The sequence below is a fragment of the Micromonospora cremea genome, assembly GCF_900143515.1.
GTDB classification, from domain to species: domain Bacteria; phylum Actinomycetota; class Actinomycetes; order Mycobacteriales; family Micromonosporaceae; genus Micromonospora; species Micromonospora cremea.
In genome coordinates this window covers 1078817-1096252 of record NZ_FSQT01000001.1, presented here as the reverse complement: position 1 = coordinate 1096252, position 17436 = coordinate 1078817, and the positions used below count along the sequence as shown (strand labels likewise).

General features: G+C 73.2%; 12 protein-coding genes. 8 read left to right on the top strand and 4 right to left on the bottom strand.

Features of this window, described 5'->3' with window-relative positions; genetic code table 11:
* Nucleotides 1-65 precede the first annotated feature (65 nt).
* The 4 genes from BUS84_RS04920 to BUS84_RS04905 form a co-directional block, all read right to left on the bottom strand.
* Entirely contained in the window at nt 66-1307 is a 1242-nt protein-coding gene (locus BUS84_RS04920; protein ID WP_244298382.1) for an ABC transporter substrate-binding protein, read from the bottom strand.
* A gap of 573 nt (nt 1308-1880) precedes the next feature.
* Nucleotides 1881-3341: a P-loop NTPase family protein gene (locus tag BUS84_RS04915; protein ID WP_208869526.1), complete on the bottom strand. Its 1461-nt coding sequence runs from the start codon at nt 3339-3341 to the stop codon at nt 1881-1883.
* Nucleotides 3338-5194, bottom strand: a complete 1857-nt coding sequence (locus tag BUS84_RS04910; protein WP_084757213.1) for a dynamin family protein — start codon at nt 5192-5194, stop codon at nt 3338-3340. Before BUS84_RS04910 ends, BUS84_RS04915 begins: the two co-directional genes overlap by 4 nt.
* Nucleotides 5195-5309: 115 nt before the next feature.
* A complete protein-coding gene (locus tag BUS84_RS04905) occupies nt 5310-6218 on the bottom strand; it encodes an IniB N-terminal domain-containing protein (RefSeq protein WP_074309093.1) in 909 nt (302 codons plus the stop codon).
* A gap of 299 nt (nt 6219-6517) precedes the next feature.
* Here BUS84_RS04905 and BUS84_RS04900 point away from each other — a divergent pair, with 299 nt between their 5' ends.
* The 8 genes from BUS84_RS04900 to BUS84_RS04865 all read left to right on the top strand — a co-directional run bounded on the left by BUS84_RS04900 (nt 6518) and on the right by BUS84_RS04865 (nt 17423).
* Nucleotides 6518-7783: an Hsp70 family protein gene (locus BUS84_RS04900; protein ID WP_159450987.1), complete on the top strand. Its 1266-nt coding sequence runs from the start codon at nt 6518-6520 to the stop codon at nt 7781-7783.
* Nucleotides 7784-7788: 5 nt separating this feature from the next.
* The gene (locus BUS84_RS04895; RefSeq protein WP_084757212.1) at nt 7789-10365 is read left to right on the top strand and encodes a helix-turn-helix transcriptional regulator; all 2577 of its coding nucleotides are present in this window, start codon (nt 7789-7791) and stop codon (nt 10363-10365) included.
* 43 nt (nt 10366-10408) lie between these two features.
* The gene (locus tag BUS84_RS04890) at nt 10409-12406 is read left to right on the top strand and encodes a sensor histidine kinase (RefSeq protein ID WP_143728234.1); all 1998 of its coding nucleotides are present in this window, start codon (nt 10409-10411) and stop codon (nt 12404-12406) included.
* The gene (locus BUS84_RS04885) at nt 12403-12852 is read left to right on the top strand and encodes a roadblock/LC7 domain-containing protein (RefSeq protein WP_074309089.1); all 450 of its coding nucleotides are present in this window, start codon (nt 12403-12405) and stop codon (nt 12850-12852) included. Before BUS84_RS04890 ends, BUS84_RS04885 begins: the two co-directional genes overlap by 4 nt.
* Nucleotides 12827-13210 carry a DUF742 domain-containing protein gene (locus BUS84_RS04880; RefSeq protein WP_425293424.1) on the top strand — a complete coding sequence of 128 codons (384 nt, stop codon included), beginning with the start codon at nt 12827-12829 and terminating at the stop codon, nt 13208-13210. The genes BUS84_RS04885 and BUS84_RS04880 overlap by 26 nt, the downstream gene beginning before the upstream one ends.
* Nucleotides 13211-13319: 109 nt before the next feature.
* The gene (locus tag BUS84_RS04875) at nt 13320-14027 is read left to right on the top strand and encodes a cellulose binding domain-containing protein (protein ID WP_143728233.1); all 708 of its coding nucleotides are present in this window, start codon (nt 13320-13322) and stop codon (nt 14025-14027) included.
* A 106-nt stretch (nt 14028-14133) separates the two neighbouring features.
* On the top strand, nt 14134-14886 hold the full coding sequence (locus BUS84_RS04870) for an ABC transporter ATP-binding protein (RefSeq protein WP_074309085.1): 753 nt from the start codon (nt 14134-14136) through the stop codon (nt 14884-14886).
* On the top strand, nt 14886-17423 hold the full coding sequence (locus BUS84_RS04865) for an ABC transporter permease (RefSeq protein WP_244298381.1): 2538 nt from the start codon (nt 14886-14888) through the stop codon (nt 17421-17423). The genes BUS84_RS04870 and BUS84_RS04865 overlap by 1 nt, the downstream gene beginning before the upstream one ends.
* Nucleotides 17424-17436: the final 13 nt, after the last annotated feature.

Below are 17436 nucleotides of genomic sequence, written 5' to 3'. Positions count from 1 at the left end.
TTTCCCGCCGTGGGCGTGTGCCGGCCCTTGGGAGGCATTGGTCGGCACACGCCCGCGGTGCGCACCTACTGCTTGAGCACGGCGGTGATCTCGCCGTTGTCCTTCTGCAGGTCGCCGCTGCCGTTCAGCACCCGATTGCGGACGAGGGTCAGCCAGGGGCTGTTCGGCGCGTTGAACGCCTGCTGGAAGTTCAGTGCGACGGGGGTGTCGCCCTTGCCGGCCGCCTCGTTGATGGTGACCAGCCGCGGGTCCTCGGCGGCGTACTTGTTGTTCGCGAGGTCGGCGCGGGACACCACGTCCTTGTTCTTCGCCAGCACCTCGACCTGGGCGTCCTCGGACATCATCCAGCTGAGGAAGTTCCAGGCCTGAGCCGCCTTCTTCGAGTCCTTCGACACGCCGATGCCGTCCCCGCCGACGAAGGTGGAGCCACCACCGCTGGGGCCGGGGATCGGGGCCACACCGACGTCGAACGGGGTGGAGGAGAGCAGCGTCGCCGGGTAGAGCATCAGACCGACCTTGCCCTCGGTGAACGGGGCGGTCCAGGTCGGACCCGTCTCACCCTCGGAGGCGGGCAGAACGGCACCGGACTTCCACAGGTCGTTCCAGGTGCTGTAGACCTTCTGGGCGGTGTCGTCGGCGAGCTTGGACTCGGTGCCGTCCTCGCTCAGCACCTCCCCGCCGCCGGCCCAGATCGACGGGAACCAGGTGAAGACCAGGCAGCCGCCGCAGTTCAGACCGGTCGCCGTGCCGTAGACGCCGTTCTTCTTGGTCGCCTGGACCGCCTTGGCGGCGGCGGCGTACTCGTCGAGCGTCGCCGGGGCCTTCTCCGGGTCCAGCCCGGCCTCCTTGAACAGCTGCTTGTTCCAGAACAGCATCGACAGGTCCAGCACGAAGGGCAGGACGTGCTTCTTGCCCTCCACGGTGCCGGCCGAGAGGTGGCCCTTGTTGATGGAGTCCTTGAAGCTGAGGCCGTCGATGTTGGCGCTGAGATCCTGGAAGAGGCCCTGCTTCACCCAGTTCGGCACGTAGACGATGTCCGCGGCGAAGAGGTCCGGAAGGCCGTCCGAGCCTGCCGCCGCACCGACCTTCGCGACGTAGTCGTCGTTGGGTACGACGGTCAGCTTGACCTTGTTCTGGTGGCCGGCGTTGTACGCGTCGACGAGAAGCTTCGCCTGCTTCTCCAGGGGCGCGCGGGTCCACAGGGTGAGCTCGCTGCCGTCGTCGACGCCGTTGGGCCCGGCCTCGGCCGCGCTCGTGCCGCCGTCGTCGCTGCTGCACGCGGCCACGCCCACGGTCAGCGCCGCCACGAGGACTCCTGCCAATGAACGCAGAGCAGTGCGCCTGCTCAAGGTTCTCATCATGGTTGCTCTCCTAGGGTTCATCGTTCGGAGGGAGCCGCTACGCGGGTTCCGCGAGCGAGGATCAGTCCGGGTCCTTCATTCGTTGGTATCGCCGGGGCGGGCCGGAGCCGCGACGCCAGGGCGATGCCGTCGACCACCGCGACCGCTCGCGGTGACCGCCAGGCAGATCTGGCGACAGTGGTGTGCATCGGTCCACTGGCGACCGTCCGGCATGTCGCGAGATTGCAACGTCCAAATCGCGCCCCCGCCTCCCGCCGAATCCGGCGCGGCTCGTGCAGCACGTCATTACCGCCGCGACCGGGGTGGTGGATGTCACTTCCGCCGCTAGCGTCGCGCACGAAAACGGTTTCGGCAAGATGTCAGGCGGGTAAAACCTGAACCGCTCTTACTGGCTTCCTTGCCGTCCTACGTAGGCAGACTGGGCACCTGGCCTGCCGGGGATTCGAGCCCGCAAACGGCTGCCGGACTCCTGAAAAGCTTGCGAAAAGGTTTCGGTAGACCGGCAGTCCCGCCGCCGGATCACCGGCCGCCGGCGGCCAGCTCGGCGAGCATCCCCTCGCAGCTGCGGACGATGACCTGCGCGCCGCGCCGTTGAGCCAGTGGGAGCAGCGGGTCCTCGGCCCGGTCCCGCCATCGCCACTGCGCCTCGGCGGCGACCTCCCAGAGCCGCTGCACGGTCGCCTCGTGCTCGACGCCGAGTCGGGCCGCCAGCCCGACCCCGTCGCCACCGATCAGCCGCTGCGCCTCGGCGACCAGCTCGGCGTCGAACCCGAGCCGGCTGTTGCGCAGCGTGACCAGCAGGCGGAGCTCCCGGAACTCGTGCGCACCGGCGAGGATCTGCTCGACCGCGCCGACCAGCTCGTCGGCGCCCCGCACGGGCTCGGCTCGCACCAGGGCCTCCACAGCGGCCAACGCCGACCGGGCCTTCAGCGTGTCGCGGCGATCGAGAAAGCAGCGGGTCATCGACTCGCGCAGCTCGGTGAGCCCACTACGGCGGATGAGTTCGGCGGACAGCTTCACCCGGCTGTCGAAGCCGCTACGGACCAGGGTGGCCGCCAGCCGGATCCCGAAGAGCCCGAACCGATCCAGCAGTGCCGCGCGCACCTCGGGGTCCAGCCGTACCGGCAGTTCGCCACGGAGGAAGCGGTCGGCGGAGAGCAGGTGCGCCTCCAGCTCCGCCCGGGACACCCGGGCCAGCGTCGCGAGCGCGGCGAAGTCCGACTCGCTGAGCATCCGGCCCGCCAGACCGATCGCCCCGCTACACGCCACCACGTTCACGCAGAGCGCGCTGACCCGCGGATCCCGGTGGTGCCGCCGGGCCAGCTGGCGGGCGGTGAGCAGCCCGTCGATCCGGCCACCACCGGTCTCGTCCGCGCGGGACAGCACCATGATCACATTTACCGGCGCGGCCTGCCCGACCGCACTCTCCCGGCCGGACTCCAACGCCCGCAGATCGCTGTCGCGACCATCGCGGGTCAGGTACAACACCGCGTCCGCGTCCCGCAGCACCCGGTCCATCACCGGCACGCGACCCTGTTCACCGCTGCTGGTGGCCGCCGGGGTGTCGATGAGGGTCACCTGGCGCAGTGCGCGCGTCGGCCACTGCACCACGATGTCGCGCACCTCCCCCGCCCCCCAGCCGAGGTCCACCCGCATCCCGGTCGCCGACTTGACCACCGTCAACTCCTGCGGAGGCTGGCCGGCCGGGTATGCGGTGGCGTGCGGCTGGGCGCCGTCCTCGTACCAGGTGAAGACGCCGTCGGCTCCCTCGACCGGCGCGACCTCCTCCCCCATCAGCGCGTTCAGCACCGTCGACTTGCCGGCACGCCAGGGGCCCGCGACCGCGATCCGCAGCGGTTGCTCCAACCGGGCCACCTGATGCCGCAACCGCCCGACGGCCCGGGGGTTGTCCTGGTAGAGGTCGATGGCCTGGTGCAGCAACCCCCACGCGGCCTCGTCCAACCGCAGCCCGACGGTCACGCCCGAGGCTCCAGCAGCACCGGAGCCGCGCGGCTAGCGCTCAGCTGCTGGGCCTGCTCGTAGAGCGCGGCCAACCGGGTCATCTTCAGCCGGATCTCGCGCTGCCGCTGGTCACGCAGCGCGGCATCGGTGTCGGCCTCCTGCTTCGCGCTGCGGAACGACTGGACGATGGCCTCCTGGAGCTCCTCGGTCAGCCCCGTGAAGTGGTCGCGCAGCATCCGCTGCACCTGCCGGGCGGCGTCCCGGCAGTCCCTGATCATCCGGACGAAGAAGTCGTCGACATGCCGCTGGATCGCCGTCTTGACGGTCGCCTGTCGGCGCCGCAGCAACTGCTTGCTCTCGTCGCGGATGCTCTTGCCGCCGAAGAGCGCGCCGATGCCGACCGAGACCGGATTGATCATCGGCATCCCGGCCAACGTCGTCGCCAGACCGAACATCAGCATGCCGCCGTACGAGCCCTTCATGCCGGTGAACAGCTTCTGACCGGTGGTGAACTTGTCGATCCTCGGCCGTTCCAGCTCCGGCAGCCGGCCACCGATGTCCTCGGGCATCGTCATGGACCAGGGCGGCAACACGTCGTAGCCGTACCGGGCGAAGTTGGCGGCCACCCGGCGGGCGATCCAGTCGCAGCGCTGGATCAGCCACTCGTGGTTCGCCTCCGCCGCCTCCACCAGGCTCCGCTCCAGCCAGTCCTGGAAGGTGTCCCACGCGACCAACGGATCGGCCGTGTCGAACGCCTCGTCCACCGTGCGCAGGATCTGCCGGGTCCGGTCGCGCAGGTCGTACTCGATGTCCGAGAGCAGGTCGGCCATCTCGTCGGTGAGGGTGTTCTGCCACCGGGTGGAGCAGCGGCGCAGCTCGTCGACCTCACGCTGGGCCGCGTGCAGCCGGGAGATCGGCCCGGACTGCTCCTCGGCCTCCTGGGTCGCCAGCTCGGCGCGCAACGGCGCGGCCAACTGCTCCACCACCGTCCGGGCGACCCCCTGCACCGAGGCCCGGGCCAGCTGATCGGCCTTGCCGGACAGGTCCCGTTGCAACCGGGCGATCAGCGCGGGAAAGCCCGACTCGGCGTTGAGGCCACGGTCGTCGGCCGCGGCCGCGCGCAGCCGCAACGCCGCCGAGACCGGGATCACGGGCGCCGGGACGCCCGCGTCGGCCAGGTGCTGTCGGTTGCGCTCGGCGACCGCGCGCCAGTCCGCCACGAGATCCGTCTTGCTCTGCACCACGACCACGTTCGGATGCGAGCGCATGGCGTGCAGCAACATGTTCAACTCGGTGACCGAGAGTTCCCGAGTGGAGTCGGAGACCAGCAGCACGGTGTCCGCACGGGTGGGAGCGGCGACCGGGGCGTTGCCGCCGAGCGCGGTGATCTGGTCGGTGCCGGGAGTGTCCACCAGCACCAGTCCGGCGCCGAGCAGGGCGCGGGGGAGCCCGATCTCGACGTACGCCGGGCCGCCGCCCGGCCGACGCCCTATCGTGCCGGCCACCCCCGCCGCGACCTGGTTGAGCGCCACCGGAGACCGCTCGACGATCGCCGCGGGCGCGGCGCCGGCGGGCCGGCCCGGGGCCGGTGGCGGCGCCTGCACCACGGCGGCGGACGCGACGTCGGCGTGCTGCACCACGGTCGGCAGAACGGTGGTGCGGCCGTCGCCGACCGGGCAGGCCGGCGCGTTGATGATCGCGTTGATCAGCTGGCTCTTGCCCTGGTTCGGTTCCCCGATGACCAGGACGCGAAGCTTCGGGTCCAGCAGTTGGGCACGCTTCTGCCGCACCGTCTGGAGCAGGTCACCTCGGCCGTGTGCGTTGCACGTGCGGGCGATCTCGTCCAGCACGTCCAACCAGATCCCCGCCATCACCGCACCAAGTGTGCGGATTTCGGCTCAATTATCAAGAGGGACCGGATGTGGAACCGGAGAGGGCCGGACCGCCCACGGCGATCCGGCCTCCCGCTCCTACCGGGAATCCCCGTCAGAGCAGACCGCCGGTGATGCCCAGCAGTCCACTGTCGGACGAGCCGTGCCCCCCGTCGAGCAGGTCGCCGGTCACGCCATCGGTGAGGCCGCCGGTCACGTCACCGACCGTGCCGGTGACACCGGGGACGAGCCCGTCCACCTGGTGCGTCACGCCGCCCACCACGGACGGCACGTCGAGCGGCGGGACCACGCCGCCGACGACGCCGCCGCCGTCACCCAGGCCAAGCCCGCCCAGGGTGTCGTCGACACCGAGAGAGTCGACGACACCGCCGAGCTGACCCTCGGTGCCGGAGAGGACACCACCGGTCAGGTCGCCGCCGAGCAGGTCGCCACCGAGCAGACCCGGGTCGGTGGTGCCGATCAGGCCGGTCGGGTTGCCCACCGTGCCGGTGACGTCACCGACAACCGGGTCCACGATGCCGTCCACCGGCTCCACCACGTCGGCGTCGAGGGTGTGCGCCACGTCGGACACACCGGTCAGGTCGGTGTCGAGGCCGTTCGGACCGACACCCACGCCGATCCCCGGCAGCACGGTGACGCCGGCGGCGACCGTCGTCGGGTCGACCGCGATGGCGCCCAGCACGCCGGCCTTGACGTCCAGGCCGCTGGGAGCGCTGGTGATGCTGATCTGCTGCGCCACGCTCTGGAGCTGACCGACCACGTCGGTGGCGTCGGTCACCAGCGGGTCGAACCCGAGCTGCCCGACCGGGGCCAGCGGCGCGAGGCCCTGGCCCGGGGCGTAGTCGACCACCAGCGGAACCACGTCCTGCACGTCGGCGGCCGTGATGTCGGTGAGCCCCGCGGCGTTCAGCGCGCCCTCCGGGTCGAGGTCGAAGGCCGACCGCGCGTCGGGGTTCGTCAGCAGGTCGAGCACGAAGTCGTGGAGGGTCTGGTTCGAGTCCATGTGCCGGTTTCTCCTCGGATGTGGCGTCAGCGACCGTCGTTCGTCGACAGTGACGTTATTTCGGGGAGCGACCCCGGACATCGGGGCTCGGCCCGCATCCTGGCCCGCTGCATTAGGGTCTCCGCAACCTCGTACGTTAGGGGGACTGGGGGAAACCGTCCCGGCCAGATTAGGGTCCCGACCAGGGAGCGATCTCTGGTACGAACGTAGGAGCCCGCGGGGTTCGCCGGGGGTGGGTCGCCGGGCAGCGCCGACGCGATCGCCACCGGCCGGCCAACTCACGGGGAGAGATGAAACGGATGCCGTACGTCCTGGGGATAGACATCGGAAACACCAACACCGCCGCCGCCGTCGCGCGGCGACATGGTACGACCTGGACGCGTCCCGAGGCGGTCCCCCTGCACGCCGGCTCGACCCTCGTGCCGTCGGTGCTGCACCTGTCCGAGGACGGCTCGCTGCACGTCGGCGAGCCCCTTACCGACGACGGCAGCCGCACCACGAGGGACTTCGTCCGCCGGATCGGCGACGACGTGCCCCTGCTGCTCGGCGGCGAAGCATGCGCGCCGCAGACGCTCACCGCCGAGTTGGCGACGTGGGTGGTGGAGCGGGTGTACGCCCTCGAGGGCGGCCCGGCCGAGGCGATCGTGCTCAGCCATCCGGCGGGCTGGCGCCCGTACCGGCGGGATCTGCTGCACCGGGCGCTGTTCGACCTCGGCCTGCGCAACGTGACGCTGCTGCCCCTCACGGTCACGGTGGCCGAGAGCCACGCGGCCCGCGGGTTCGCGGGCACCACGGCAGCGGTCTACGCGCTGGGGGGCAACAGCTTCGAGGCGGCCCTGGTGCGCCGCACCCCACGCGGCACGTACGAGAGTTTCGGCGTCCCGCAGGGCCTCGATCCGATCGGCGGCACCGACTTCGACGAGGCGCTGGCCGGGCACGTACGCACCGTGCTGGCCCGGGAGTTGGCCGCCACCGCACGTCGGGGCACCCAGGCCGCCCTGCGCGGTCTCCTTCCGGAGTGCGAGCGGGTCAAGCGGGAGCTGACCGTCGACCTGGCAGCCGACGTGGTGCTGCCCCTGCCGGCCGGCCCGGCGCGGATACCGGTGACCCGGGCACAGTTCGAGGGCATGATCCGCCCGACGGTGCAGGCCACCGTCGACCTGCTGCTCCGGACCGTGCACGGCGCCGGCCTGGCACCGGCGCAGCTCGACGGCGTCCTGCTCGCCGGCGGTTCCGCCCGCATCCCGCTCGTCACCGAGCTGATCACCACGGCCCTTCCGGTCCCCGTCGAGGTGGAGCCGGATTCACAACTCACCGCCGCCACCGGGGCGGCGATGGCCGCCTGCCAGGTGGTGTCGCCGCGTCCCCGCCGACCGGAGCCGGTCCGCGAACCGGCGCCGGTCTCCGGTGCCGGTCGGGCCGCCATCCCGGCGACGCGCCGCCACCACCACGACACCATCGTCCCGGGCGATCCGCCACCCCGCCCCCCAATCCGGATCCTCCCACTGGAACTGCCGAAGGCGTCCCGCCTGGCACTGGCCCGAAGCCGGGGACGCAAAGGATGACCACAATGATCATTAATGACGTCGCCGAGTCCAGGCTGATCCTGGGCAAGGGGCCGACGGCCCTGCTGGACATGGTCGCGCAGGACCCGACCGGTCCGCTCACCGTTGGCCTGGCCGGGCCGGGCGGCCACGGCAAGACCGCGCTGCTCGCGGAGCTGGCCCGGGTCCAACAGCAGGCCGGGATCGCCGTGCACATGGGCGCCCCGGAGCCGAGCGAACCGGTCGACCCCGACGCGCTGGTGCTGGTCGACGACGCGCACCTGCTCGACGACGCGCGGCTCGGGGCGCTGCTGCGCCTGGTGGCCACCCATCGGCACCGGCTGGTGGTCGCCCACCGCCCGTGGCCCCGCTCGGCGGCCCTCATGGAGCTGGCCGACGCCCTGCGCCGGGACGGGCGGGCCCTGCTGCTCACCGCGTTCACCCGGGAGCAGACCGCCGCCCACCTCGCCGCCGTGCCCGGGCTGGGCCGGCGGAGCGACCTGGTCGACTTCGTGCACGCACAGACCGCCGGCGTGCCCCGGGACGTCGAGCGGCTGGCCCGCGGGCTGCGCGGGCCGGAGAACGGCACCGGCGTCCCGGCGGAGCCACCGCGCTCCGTCGTCCTGGAGTTCGGGCCGGACCTGGAGGTCCTGCCCGCCGATGTCCGCCGACTGCTGCTCGCCGTCGCGGCGGGTGTGCCGCTGCCGGTGAGCATGCTCGGCGCGCTCCTGGGCCGCGAGCCGGAGGCGGTGGATGAGCTGATCGCGACGACCAGGGCGGCCGGGCTGCTCGGCGCCGATGGCCGGCTCGCGCCGATCGTCCGGCGGGCCGTCACCGCGCTCAGCCCGGCCACGGACCGCACCGCGGTCTGGCGTCGGCTCACCGAGTTGCAGCTCGCGCGCGGCGGCGCGGTGCTGCCGCTGGTCCGGTCGCTGCTCGCGGTCGGCGTGCTCGGTGACTGCCCGGCCGCCACGTTGGCGGCCGCCGCGGAGGAGGCGCTGGCCGATGAGCCGGCCTTCGCCGCGGAGTTGTTCGCCGCCGCCACGGCAGCCGGATGGCCGGGCAGCGCCCGGCAGGCGCTGGCCGCGGCGCTCGCCGGCAATCTCGATGGCGCCCTGCGACTGGCGGACCGACTACTGGCCGCGGCCGCTCCCGTCGACCGCACGGAGGCCGCCATCGTGGCCGCGACCGCCCTGGCGCACCGCGGTCACGCCGACCGCAGCGTGGAGCTGTACCGATGGGCCGGCACCTCCTCGTCGCTGGCGTTCGCCACCGTCGGCGGGCTCGCCACCGGCGACCTGGCCGCCGCTACCGAGCCGCCGACGGGCGACCCGGCCGGCGAACCACCCACGCTGCACGCCAGCGCCGCCCGGCTGATGGCCGACGGTGTACGGGAGAGTGTCGCGGGCACGCCGACCGCCGCGCTCTCCGCGCTCGTGCAGGCCGCCGCGCTGCTGGAACCGGACGGGCGGGCCGCCCTCCTACCGGACAGCCCCGCCGCGCTGGCTGCCCTGACCGCCGTGCACTGCGGTGAGCTGGAGATCGCCGAACGGGTGCTGCACCGGGCCCTGGCGGCCGGTGTCGGCGGCCCGCTGATGGCCCGCCGTCACCGGCTGTTGCAGGCCTGGATCCTGATGGTCCGGGGCCAGACGCTCGCCGCGGCCGAACACCTCGCCGCGGTGGCGGTCGACGGGCGGCCGCTGGAGTCACGCGACCAGCTCTTCGCCGCCGCGCTCCAGATGGGCATCGCTCGGCGCAACAGCGACCTCGGCGCGCTCAAGCGCGGCTGGGGGCAGGCGCTGGAGGCGGTCGTTCGGCACCCCGTCGACCTGTTCGCGCTGCTACCGCTGGGCGAGCTCGCCATCGCGGGCGCCCGGCTGGGCGACCTGGCCCGACTGGAGCCGTACCTGCGGGAGGGCCGCGCGCTGCTCGGCCGGCTCGGGGAACCGGCACTGTGGAGCGTCCCGCTGCACTGGAGCGGGCTGCACGCCGCGATCCTGACCGACGAGCCGGTGGCCGCCGACGAACACGTCGCCGCCCTGCTCGCCGCCGCGGGCCACAGCCGGTACGCGGCCGTGGTCGCCGCGGCCGCCGAGAGCTGGGTGGAGGTGCTGCGGGGGGTGGTCGACCCGGTCCGGGTGGAGGCCGCCGCCCGGGGGCTGCACGACACCGGGCTGTGCTGGGACGGCGCTCGCCTCGCCGGGCAGGCCGCGATCCGCACCTCGGACCGGCGGGCGATGACCACCCTGCTGGAGTGCGCCCGAGTCCTGCAGGGCCGGCCCGCCGGAGCCAACGGCGGGCAGCGGCCCGCCACCGGCGAGAGCGCCGCCCAGGTCGCCGACGCCGCCACCGGCCCCACCCAGCAGGGGCTCAGCGACCGCGAATACGAGGTGGCCGAGCTGGTGCTGGCCGGGCTGACCTATCGCGAGATCGGCGACCGGCTCTTCATCTCGGCCAAGACCGTGGAGCACCACGTGGCCCGGATGCGCAACCGGCTCAACTGCGCCAACCGCGCCGAGCTGCTGGCGCTGCTGCGCACCATGGTCGCCGACCGTGCCAGCAACGCGGCCGGCCAGCCGTGGCCGCAACGGACGGCCCGATGAGGCGGCAACGCGGTGGACGCGGGCGGACCGGGCGGTGCGAAGCGTGACGCGGCCCGAGGACCGGCGGATGCGGACCCGGCTCGTCGCGCTGGCGGCCGTACTGGCCACGCTCTGGTCGTACGCGGCCTACCTGAGCGTCCAGGACGCGGCTGACCTGCTCCGGGTACGGACCCTGGCGGACACCCTGGGCCAGCCCATCGACCGGCTGATCCTGAGCCTGCAGACCGAGCGCCGGCTCACCGCCGAGACGATCGCCGCGGCCGGACGGCCGGGGACCGCGCTCGCCGGGGCACGTGCGGGGACCGACCGGGCGGTCGCCGAAGTTCGCGCGTTCACCGAGGGCCGCGACCTGCGGCTGCTCACCGCCGACGCGGTCCGCGACCGGGCCGACGAGCTGGGCCGGCGACTGAACGGCCTGAGCACCGTCCGGTCCCAGGTGGACGCCGAGCGGCTCGACCGCGCCGAGGCGGTCGACGGGTACGACCAGCTCGTCGACGCCGCCTTCGCCGTGTACGGCCCGGAGTGGGGCGCGTACGAGAGTGCGCTCGCCGCCGACACCCGTGCGGTGATCGCGCTGGCCCGCGCCCGCGAGCTGCTGGCCCGGGAGGACACCCTGGTCAGCGCCGCCCTGGCAGGTGACCGGATCTCCACCGAGGAGCGGCGCCGCCTGGCCGACCTGGTCAGCAACCGGCGGTACGCGGGCGCCGAGGCGACCGCCGGGCTGCCGGCCGACGGCCCGGGAGAGCATCAGCGGCTCACGGCGGGCCCGCAGTTCGCGGACCTGCTCGCCCTGGAGGACGCGCTGCTGCGGACGGACAGCGCGAACCCCCTGAACGGAATCACCGGGCCGGATTGGCGGGCGGCGGCGGACGCGGCCCTCGGCGCGCTGCACGCGTTGGTGACCACGACCGCCCGCAGCAGTGTCGAGCGGGCCACGCCGGGTGCCGCCGTGATCGTCGCACGCACCGGCGCCGTGGTGGGGCTCGGCCTGATCGCGGTGATCGTGGTGCTGTTGAGCTGGGCCGGCGCGGTCCGCCGGCTGACCGACCAGGTGGCCCGATCAGGCACCGACCGCCGCTGGCCGGAGCCACCGGTCAGCGCGGCGCTGGCCCGACCCGATGTCACGGCGGGCGTCGAGACCCCGGCCCAGCCCGGGGAGGCTACGGCGACCGAACGCGCCACGCGGGACCTGTTCCTGCGGCTCACCCGACGCAACCAGGTGCTGCTACGCGACCAGCTCAACCTGCTGGACGGTATGCAGCGGCGGGAGCGAGCCGCCGAGGAGACCGACGAGCTGTTCCGGCTCGACCACCTCACCACCCGTGTCCGGCGCAACGTGGAGAAGCTGATCGCCCTGGCCGGCGCGACGCCAGCCCGCCGGTGGCGGCGCCCGGTGCCGCTGCTCGACGTCGCACGCGGTGCGGTCGCCGAGGTGCCGGACTACCACCGGGTCCTGATCGCGCCGCACTGGCCCTGGACGCTCGCCGGCCCCGCCGTCACGGACGTCGTCCATCTGCTGGCCGAGCTGATCGAGAACGCCCTCGCCTTCTCGGCGGCGGAGACCACCGTCCGGGTCGCCGGTGAACACCGGCCGCAGGGCTGCGCCATCCTGGTCGTCGACGACGGCCCGGGGCTCGACGCGACCGCGCTGGCCGAGGCGAACCACCTGCTCGGCAACCCGCCCCCGGACGGTCCGCCCGCCGGCCCGGCCGGGCTGTACACCGCCGCCGTGCTCGCCGCCCGCTGTGGCGTACGGGTGTCGCTGCGTCCCAGCCAGCGCGGCGGGACGGCCGCGATCGTGCTCCTTCCGGCCAGGCTGGTCACGGTCACGGTCACCGGCGCCGGTGGCGGAGCGGCCACGTCGCCCCCCGACGCCGCGGACCGGCCGGCCCGGGCAGCAGCCGGCGAGCCGGGCCCGAGCGGCCACGGCGAGCTGCCGGTACGGACCCGCCAACCCGGTCCGACCCGGCCCGAACCCGGCACCACCGGCCCCGACACCGTCGAGTTGCCGGTCGCGAGAGCAGCAAGGAGACATCGATGACGCATGCAGTGGTCACCGGAGACAGCCTGACCGGCGCCCTGGACCGCCTGGTCGACCGGGTGCGTGGCGCGGAGTTCGCGGTGGTGCTCTCTCCGGACGGGCTGCCGCTGGGCGGGTCCCGGCATGTCGAGGCGAGGCTGGCCGAGCAGATCTCCGGCGTGGTCGCCGGCCTGCTGGCGTTGGGGTTGGCCGCCACCCGGACCTGCGACGCGGGCGGGCTGCGCCAGATCGTGGTGCAGATGTCGCGGGCGTTCCTGTTCGTCGCCACCATCCGCAACGGGACCATCCTCACCGTTCGGATCGCCGGGGACGACGCCGAGGTCGGGGACATGGCGTACGAGGTGGCGCTGTTCGTGGGACAGGCCGAGCGGCACCTGCCCGTCAGCCTGGAACCGGCCTCCGCGGCGAGGAGCGGGGACAGTGGTGCACACCTCCGACACCGCTGACGAGGCGTGGTACGACGACGACGCCGGCCCGGTGGCCCGTCCCTACACGATGACCGGCGGACGCACCGCGACCGACCGCGGGCGGTTCGACCTGATCTCACTGGTCGTCGCCCGGCGGGGGGCCACACCGCGTGCGCCGCTCTTCCCCGAACAGGCGCGGATCGTCGAGCTGTGTCACCATCCATTGTCGGTGGCTGAGGTCGGCGCCGAGTTGGACCTGCCCCTGGGGACCGTCCGGGTTCTCCTCGGTGACCTGCTCACGGCCGGGCTGATCGAGACGCACGAACCGCCGACGCTGTCGGAGCTGCCGACCGCGGACCTGCTTGAGGCGATACTCGTCGGGCTTCGCGCGCTGTGACCGGGACGGGTGGCACCCCCGACCGGGGGAGCGCAGGCGCGTGTCCGGTGACGAATTGAGGGGGAGACAGGTAGTGCCGGCAACACCGCCCCAGCCACGGCGCACTGTGGTGATCATTCTGCTGGACCGGATCGTGGCCATCGCCGCTGCCGTACGGCGGGTGGTCACCGGCCGGGGCGACGTCTCGCGGGCCGCCTGGGTGGCTCTCGTCGCGGCGCTCGGGGTGCTGATCGCCACGGCGGTCTCCGTCGTCGGCGTGCTGCGAACGCCGGAAGAGCTGGCGCCGGTGACCCTCGACCCGCCGCCATCGGCTGACCAGGTGGGCACGCTGCCCACCGACACGCCCAGGGCGGGCCAGGCGAGACCGGCGGCGACCAGCCCGACGAGGCCCGCATCCCCGCAGGCGACGGCAACTTCACCGACGCCGACCCCCGAGCCGTCGACCACCACGCCCACACCGACCCCCGCGACTGCTCCACCCACGCCGGCCGCCCTGAGCGCCGACTTCGCCATCGCGGAGAATTCCCTGCTCAGCTACGGCGCCGCCGTGACGATCAACAATCCCGGCCAGGTGCCGGTGGCGCAGTGGAAGCTGGTCGTCACCCTGCCCAGGGAGTCGCTGCGTGTCAGCTCGGTCGAGGGCGCGTGGGCCAGTCAGGATGGTGCGGTGTGGACGTTCGTCCCCGACGAGAGCGCCGGGCAGGTGCCCGGCACCGCCTCGGTCCGGGTGACGTTCCGGGTCAACGGCGCGTCGATCGGCTCCGCCCCCACGGCGTGCACCATCGACGAGGTCGCCTGCACCGGCCTGCCGGACTGACCGACCTGCCCGGAGGCGGACCGATCCCTCGGTAGGGGTTTCCCCACCACCGAGATCATGGGTCGCCGTGTGGTCCGAAAACGGCGCGTCGACCAGGCTTTCCGCTATGCGAAACAGCGATGTTACCCCCGCTCGCGGGCTGGTCGTCGAGGTGCTCGACGTGACGAAGACCTATGCCGGTGGGGGCGGTGTCCGGGCGTTGGATGGCGTGTCGGTCGCCTTCGAGGCCGGTTCGTTCTGCGCCGTGATGGGTCCGTCGGGCTCGGGCAAATCGACGCTCCTGCACTGTGCGGCGGGCCTGGATCGGCCGGACAGTGGCCGCGTGCTCCTCGCCGGTCAGGACATCGGCGGGCTGCGTGAGCCCCGGCTCACCGAGGCACGGCGGCAGCGGGTCGGGTTCGTCTTCCAGTCGTACAACCTGATGGACTCACTGTCGGTCTGGCACAACGTCCTGCTCCCACAACGGCTGGCCGGAACGCGACCGGACCGAGACTGGGCGCGGGAGGTGATGCGCCGCGTCGGGCTCACCGGCCGGGAGGACGACCGGCCCGGCCAACTGTCCGGCGGTCAGCGGCAGCGGGTCGCGCTCGCCCGCGCGCTCGCCAGCCGGCCGGAGGTCATCTTCGCCGACGAGCCGACCGGCGCGCTGGACCTGTCGACCGGCCGCGAGGTGCTCGGTTTGCTGCGTGAGGCCGTGGACCAGATCGGCACGACGATCGTCATGGTGACGCACGACCCGACCGCCGCGGCGTGGGCCGACCGTGCGGTGTTCCTCGCCGACGGGCGGATCGTCACCGAACTCGCCGACCCGACCGCCGAGAAGGTCGCGGCCCAGATGACGGCGGTGACCATCCGATGATGCGGCTCGCTCTCGGCACCCTGCGCCAGCACCGTGGCGCCTACGCCGGCACGTTCTTCGCCGCGCTGCTGGCCGTGGCCCTGCTCGCCGGCGGCGGCCTGCTGCTCGCCTCCGTGCTCACGGCGAAGCCGCCGGCCGACCGGTTCGCGGCCGCGCCGATCGTCGTTTCGGGCGACCGCGACGTCACCCTTGAGAACGTCACCACCAAGCAGAAGAAGGACAAGGCCAAGGTCAAGCGCAAGGTCAAGTCCGAACGGCTCACCGGGGCCGGCGCGCTGCCGGTGGACCTCGCCAGCCGGCTGGGTAGCCTCCCGGGTGTCGCGGCCGCGATCGCGGACGTCGCCTTTCCGGTCCAGGCGAGTACGCCGGACGGACGTCCACTGCGCGGCGCCGACGACGCTCCGGTGATCGGACACGGCTGGGCCTCCGCACCGCTGACGCCGTACGCGCTGCGCGTCGGCGCGGCGCCCGGCCGGGGCCAGGTGGTCATCGACGTCGACCTGGCCCAGCGGTCGGGCACCGCGGTAGGCGGGCGTCTCGTCGTTACTACGAAGACCGGGTCCCACCCCATGGTCGTCTCCGGTGTCGCCGCACCGGCCGGCCGTGACGGGCTGCCCGCCCAGGGCGCGCTGTTCGTCGCCGACGGCGAGGTGGCCGCGGTTTCCGGGCTGCCCGGGCCGACCGCGGTAGCCGTCCTCACCCGACCCGGTGCCGACCCGGACGCGCTTCGCGATGCCGTCCGGGGAGTTGCCGGGAACGCCAAGGTGCTCATCGGCGCTGAACGTGTCCGGGCCGACCTGCCCGGTGCCCTGCCGGACTACATCGGACCCATCTCGATCTTCGGGTTCGTCATCGGCATCACCGCGTTCGCGGCCGTCTTCGTCCTCACCGGCACGGTCACGCTCGGCGTCCGGCAGCGGCTGCGCGAGCTGGCCCTACTGCGCACGGCCGGCGCGACTCCCGGTCAGCTGCGCCGCCTGCTCGGCGTGGAGAGCCTCCTGCTCGCCGGGGCCGCCGCGCTTCCCGGCGCGCCGCTGGGTGTGGTGTTCGCCCACGTGGTGGCCGCCCGGTTCCGGGAGCTGGGCGCGGTGCCGGCCCAGTTCGTCGTACGGACCAACGTGGTCGTGCTCGTCGCCGCCGCGGCAGCCGGGATGCTGGTGACCTTCCTCGGTGCTCGGATCGCCGGACGTCGAGCGGTGCGTATCGCCCCGACGCAGGCACTCGCCGAGACCGCGAACGCACCGACCGGCGGACTGGTCCCGCGGACAGCCGTCGCGGCGGTGACCACCGCCGGCGCGATCGCCCTGCTCACCTTCGTTCCGCTCGACGGGCCACTCGGAATGGGCATGACCTTCGTGTCGTCCGCCCTGCTGCTGTGCACTGTCGCGGCCCTCGGCCCGCTGCTGGTCCGGGCGCTGACGGCGCCGGTGTCCCGCCTCGTCGGCGCCGGCGGCGTGACCGGCTGGCTGGCCGGTCTGGTCACCCGGTCCGAGCGGCGACGGGTCGCGGCGGTCGCTGTTCCGCTCGTGCTCATGTTCGCAATCAATGCCACCATGCTGCTCAACAGCGCCCTGCTGGGCCAGTTGGCGGGGCGGGAACAGGCGGAGCGGACCGCGGCCGCGACGGCGCAGGTGACCGCGCCGGGCGGGCTTCCGCTCGGTACCGTCGAAAGGCTCGTCGCTCTCGACGGGGTGACCGGTGCGGCGGCGACGCTGCCGACGCGGGCAATCGTCGAGCAGGGTGGCAAGCCCGAGGACTTCGCCAGCCAGGGTGTGCTGATCGCCGGGACCGAGGCCGCGCTGGACCTCGACCTGCGCGCCGGGACGCTGCCCGGCACGGGCACGTTCGCCGCCAGCGAGTACATAACCGGTCAGTACGGCTGGCGGGTGGGCGACGACGTGCGGATTTGGCTCGCCGACGGCCACCAGGTCGACCTGCGCCTCGCCGGGGTGTACGCCCGGGCTCGTGGCTTCGGCGACCTCGCGCTGCCCGCCGGCCTGGTGGCGGCACACGACCCGCGCGGACTGGTCAGCACGGTCGGGCTGCGTTACCGAGGCGACGTCCCGGACCGGATCGCCGCCTCGTGGCCCGGCTTGCGGCTGACCCCCACGCTCGGTGCGGCACCCGCTGGTGACGAGCAGAACCAGCAGGGCGCCTGGGAGCTCATGGTGGTCGTCTCCCTCGGCTTCACGGCGATCGCGGTGGTCAACACCTTCGCCATCGCCACCGTCGCGCGCCGCCGCGAATTCGCCGATCTGCGGCTGGCCGGGGCGACGACCGCACAGCTGCACCGGCTGGTCGACCGCGAGGCAATGATCACGGTCACGGTCGGGCTGGTGCTGGGGGCACTGGTCACCGGGATCGTGGTCGGCGCGTTCAGCGCCGCGCAGGACGGCACGGTGCGGTTGTTCGTCGACACTGGCACGTACGCCGGAATGCTCGGCGGTGTCGCGGCGCTGGGGCTGGTCGCGGGTGCCGTACCGGCCCGGGTCCTGTTGCGGCGGGGCAGCCTGCCGGCCCTGAACGACGGACTCTGACAGGTGCTTCCGA

Bases quoted from the DNA above. Each gene is read 5' to 3' on its own strand.
- BUS84_RS04910 (WP_084757213.1), bottom strand. From the start codon at position 5,194: ATGGCGGGGATCTGGTTGGACGTGCTGGACGAGATCGCCCGCACGTGC.
- BUS84_RS04905 (WP_074309093.1), bottom strand. From the start codon at position 6,218: ATGGACTCGAACCAGACCCTCCACGACTTCGTGCTCGACCTGCTGACG.
- BUS84_RS04900 (WP_159450987.1), top strand. From the start codon at position 6,518: ATGCCGTACGTCCTGGGGATAGACATCGGAAACACCAACACCGCCGCC.
- BUS84_RS04895 (WP_084757212.1), top strand. From the start codon at position 7,789: ATGATCATTAATGACGTCGCCGAGTCCAGGCTGATCCTGGGCAAGGGG.
- BUS84_RS04885 (WP_074309089.1), top strand. From the start codon at position 12,403: ATGACGCATGCAGTGGTCACCGGAGACAGCCTGACCGGCGCCCTGGAC.
- BUS84_RS04870 (WP_074309085.1), top strand. From the start codon at position 14,134: ATGCGAAACAGCGATGTTACCCCCGCTCGCGGGCTGGTCGTCGAGGTG.
- BUS84_RS04865 (WP_244298381.1), top strand. From the start codon at position 14,886: ATGCGGCTCGCTCTCGGCACCCTGCGCCAGCACCGTGGCGCCTACGCC.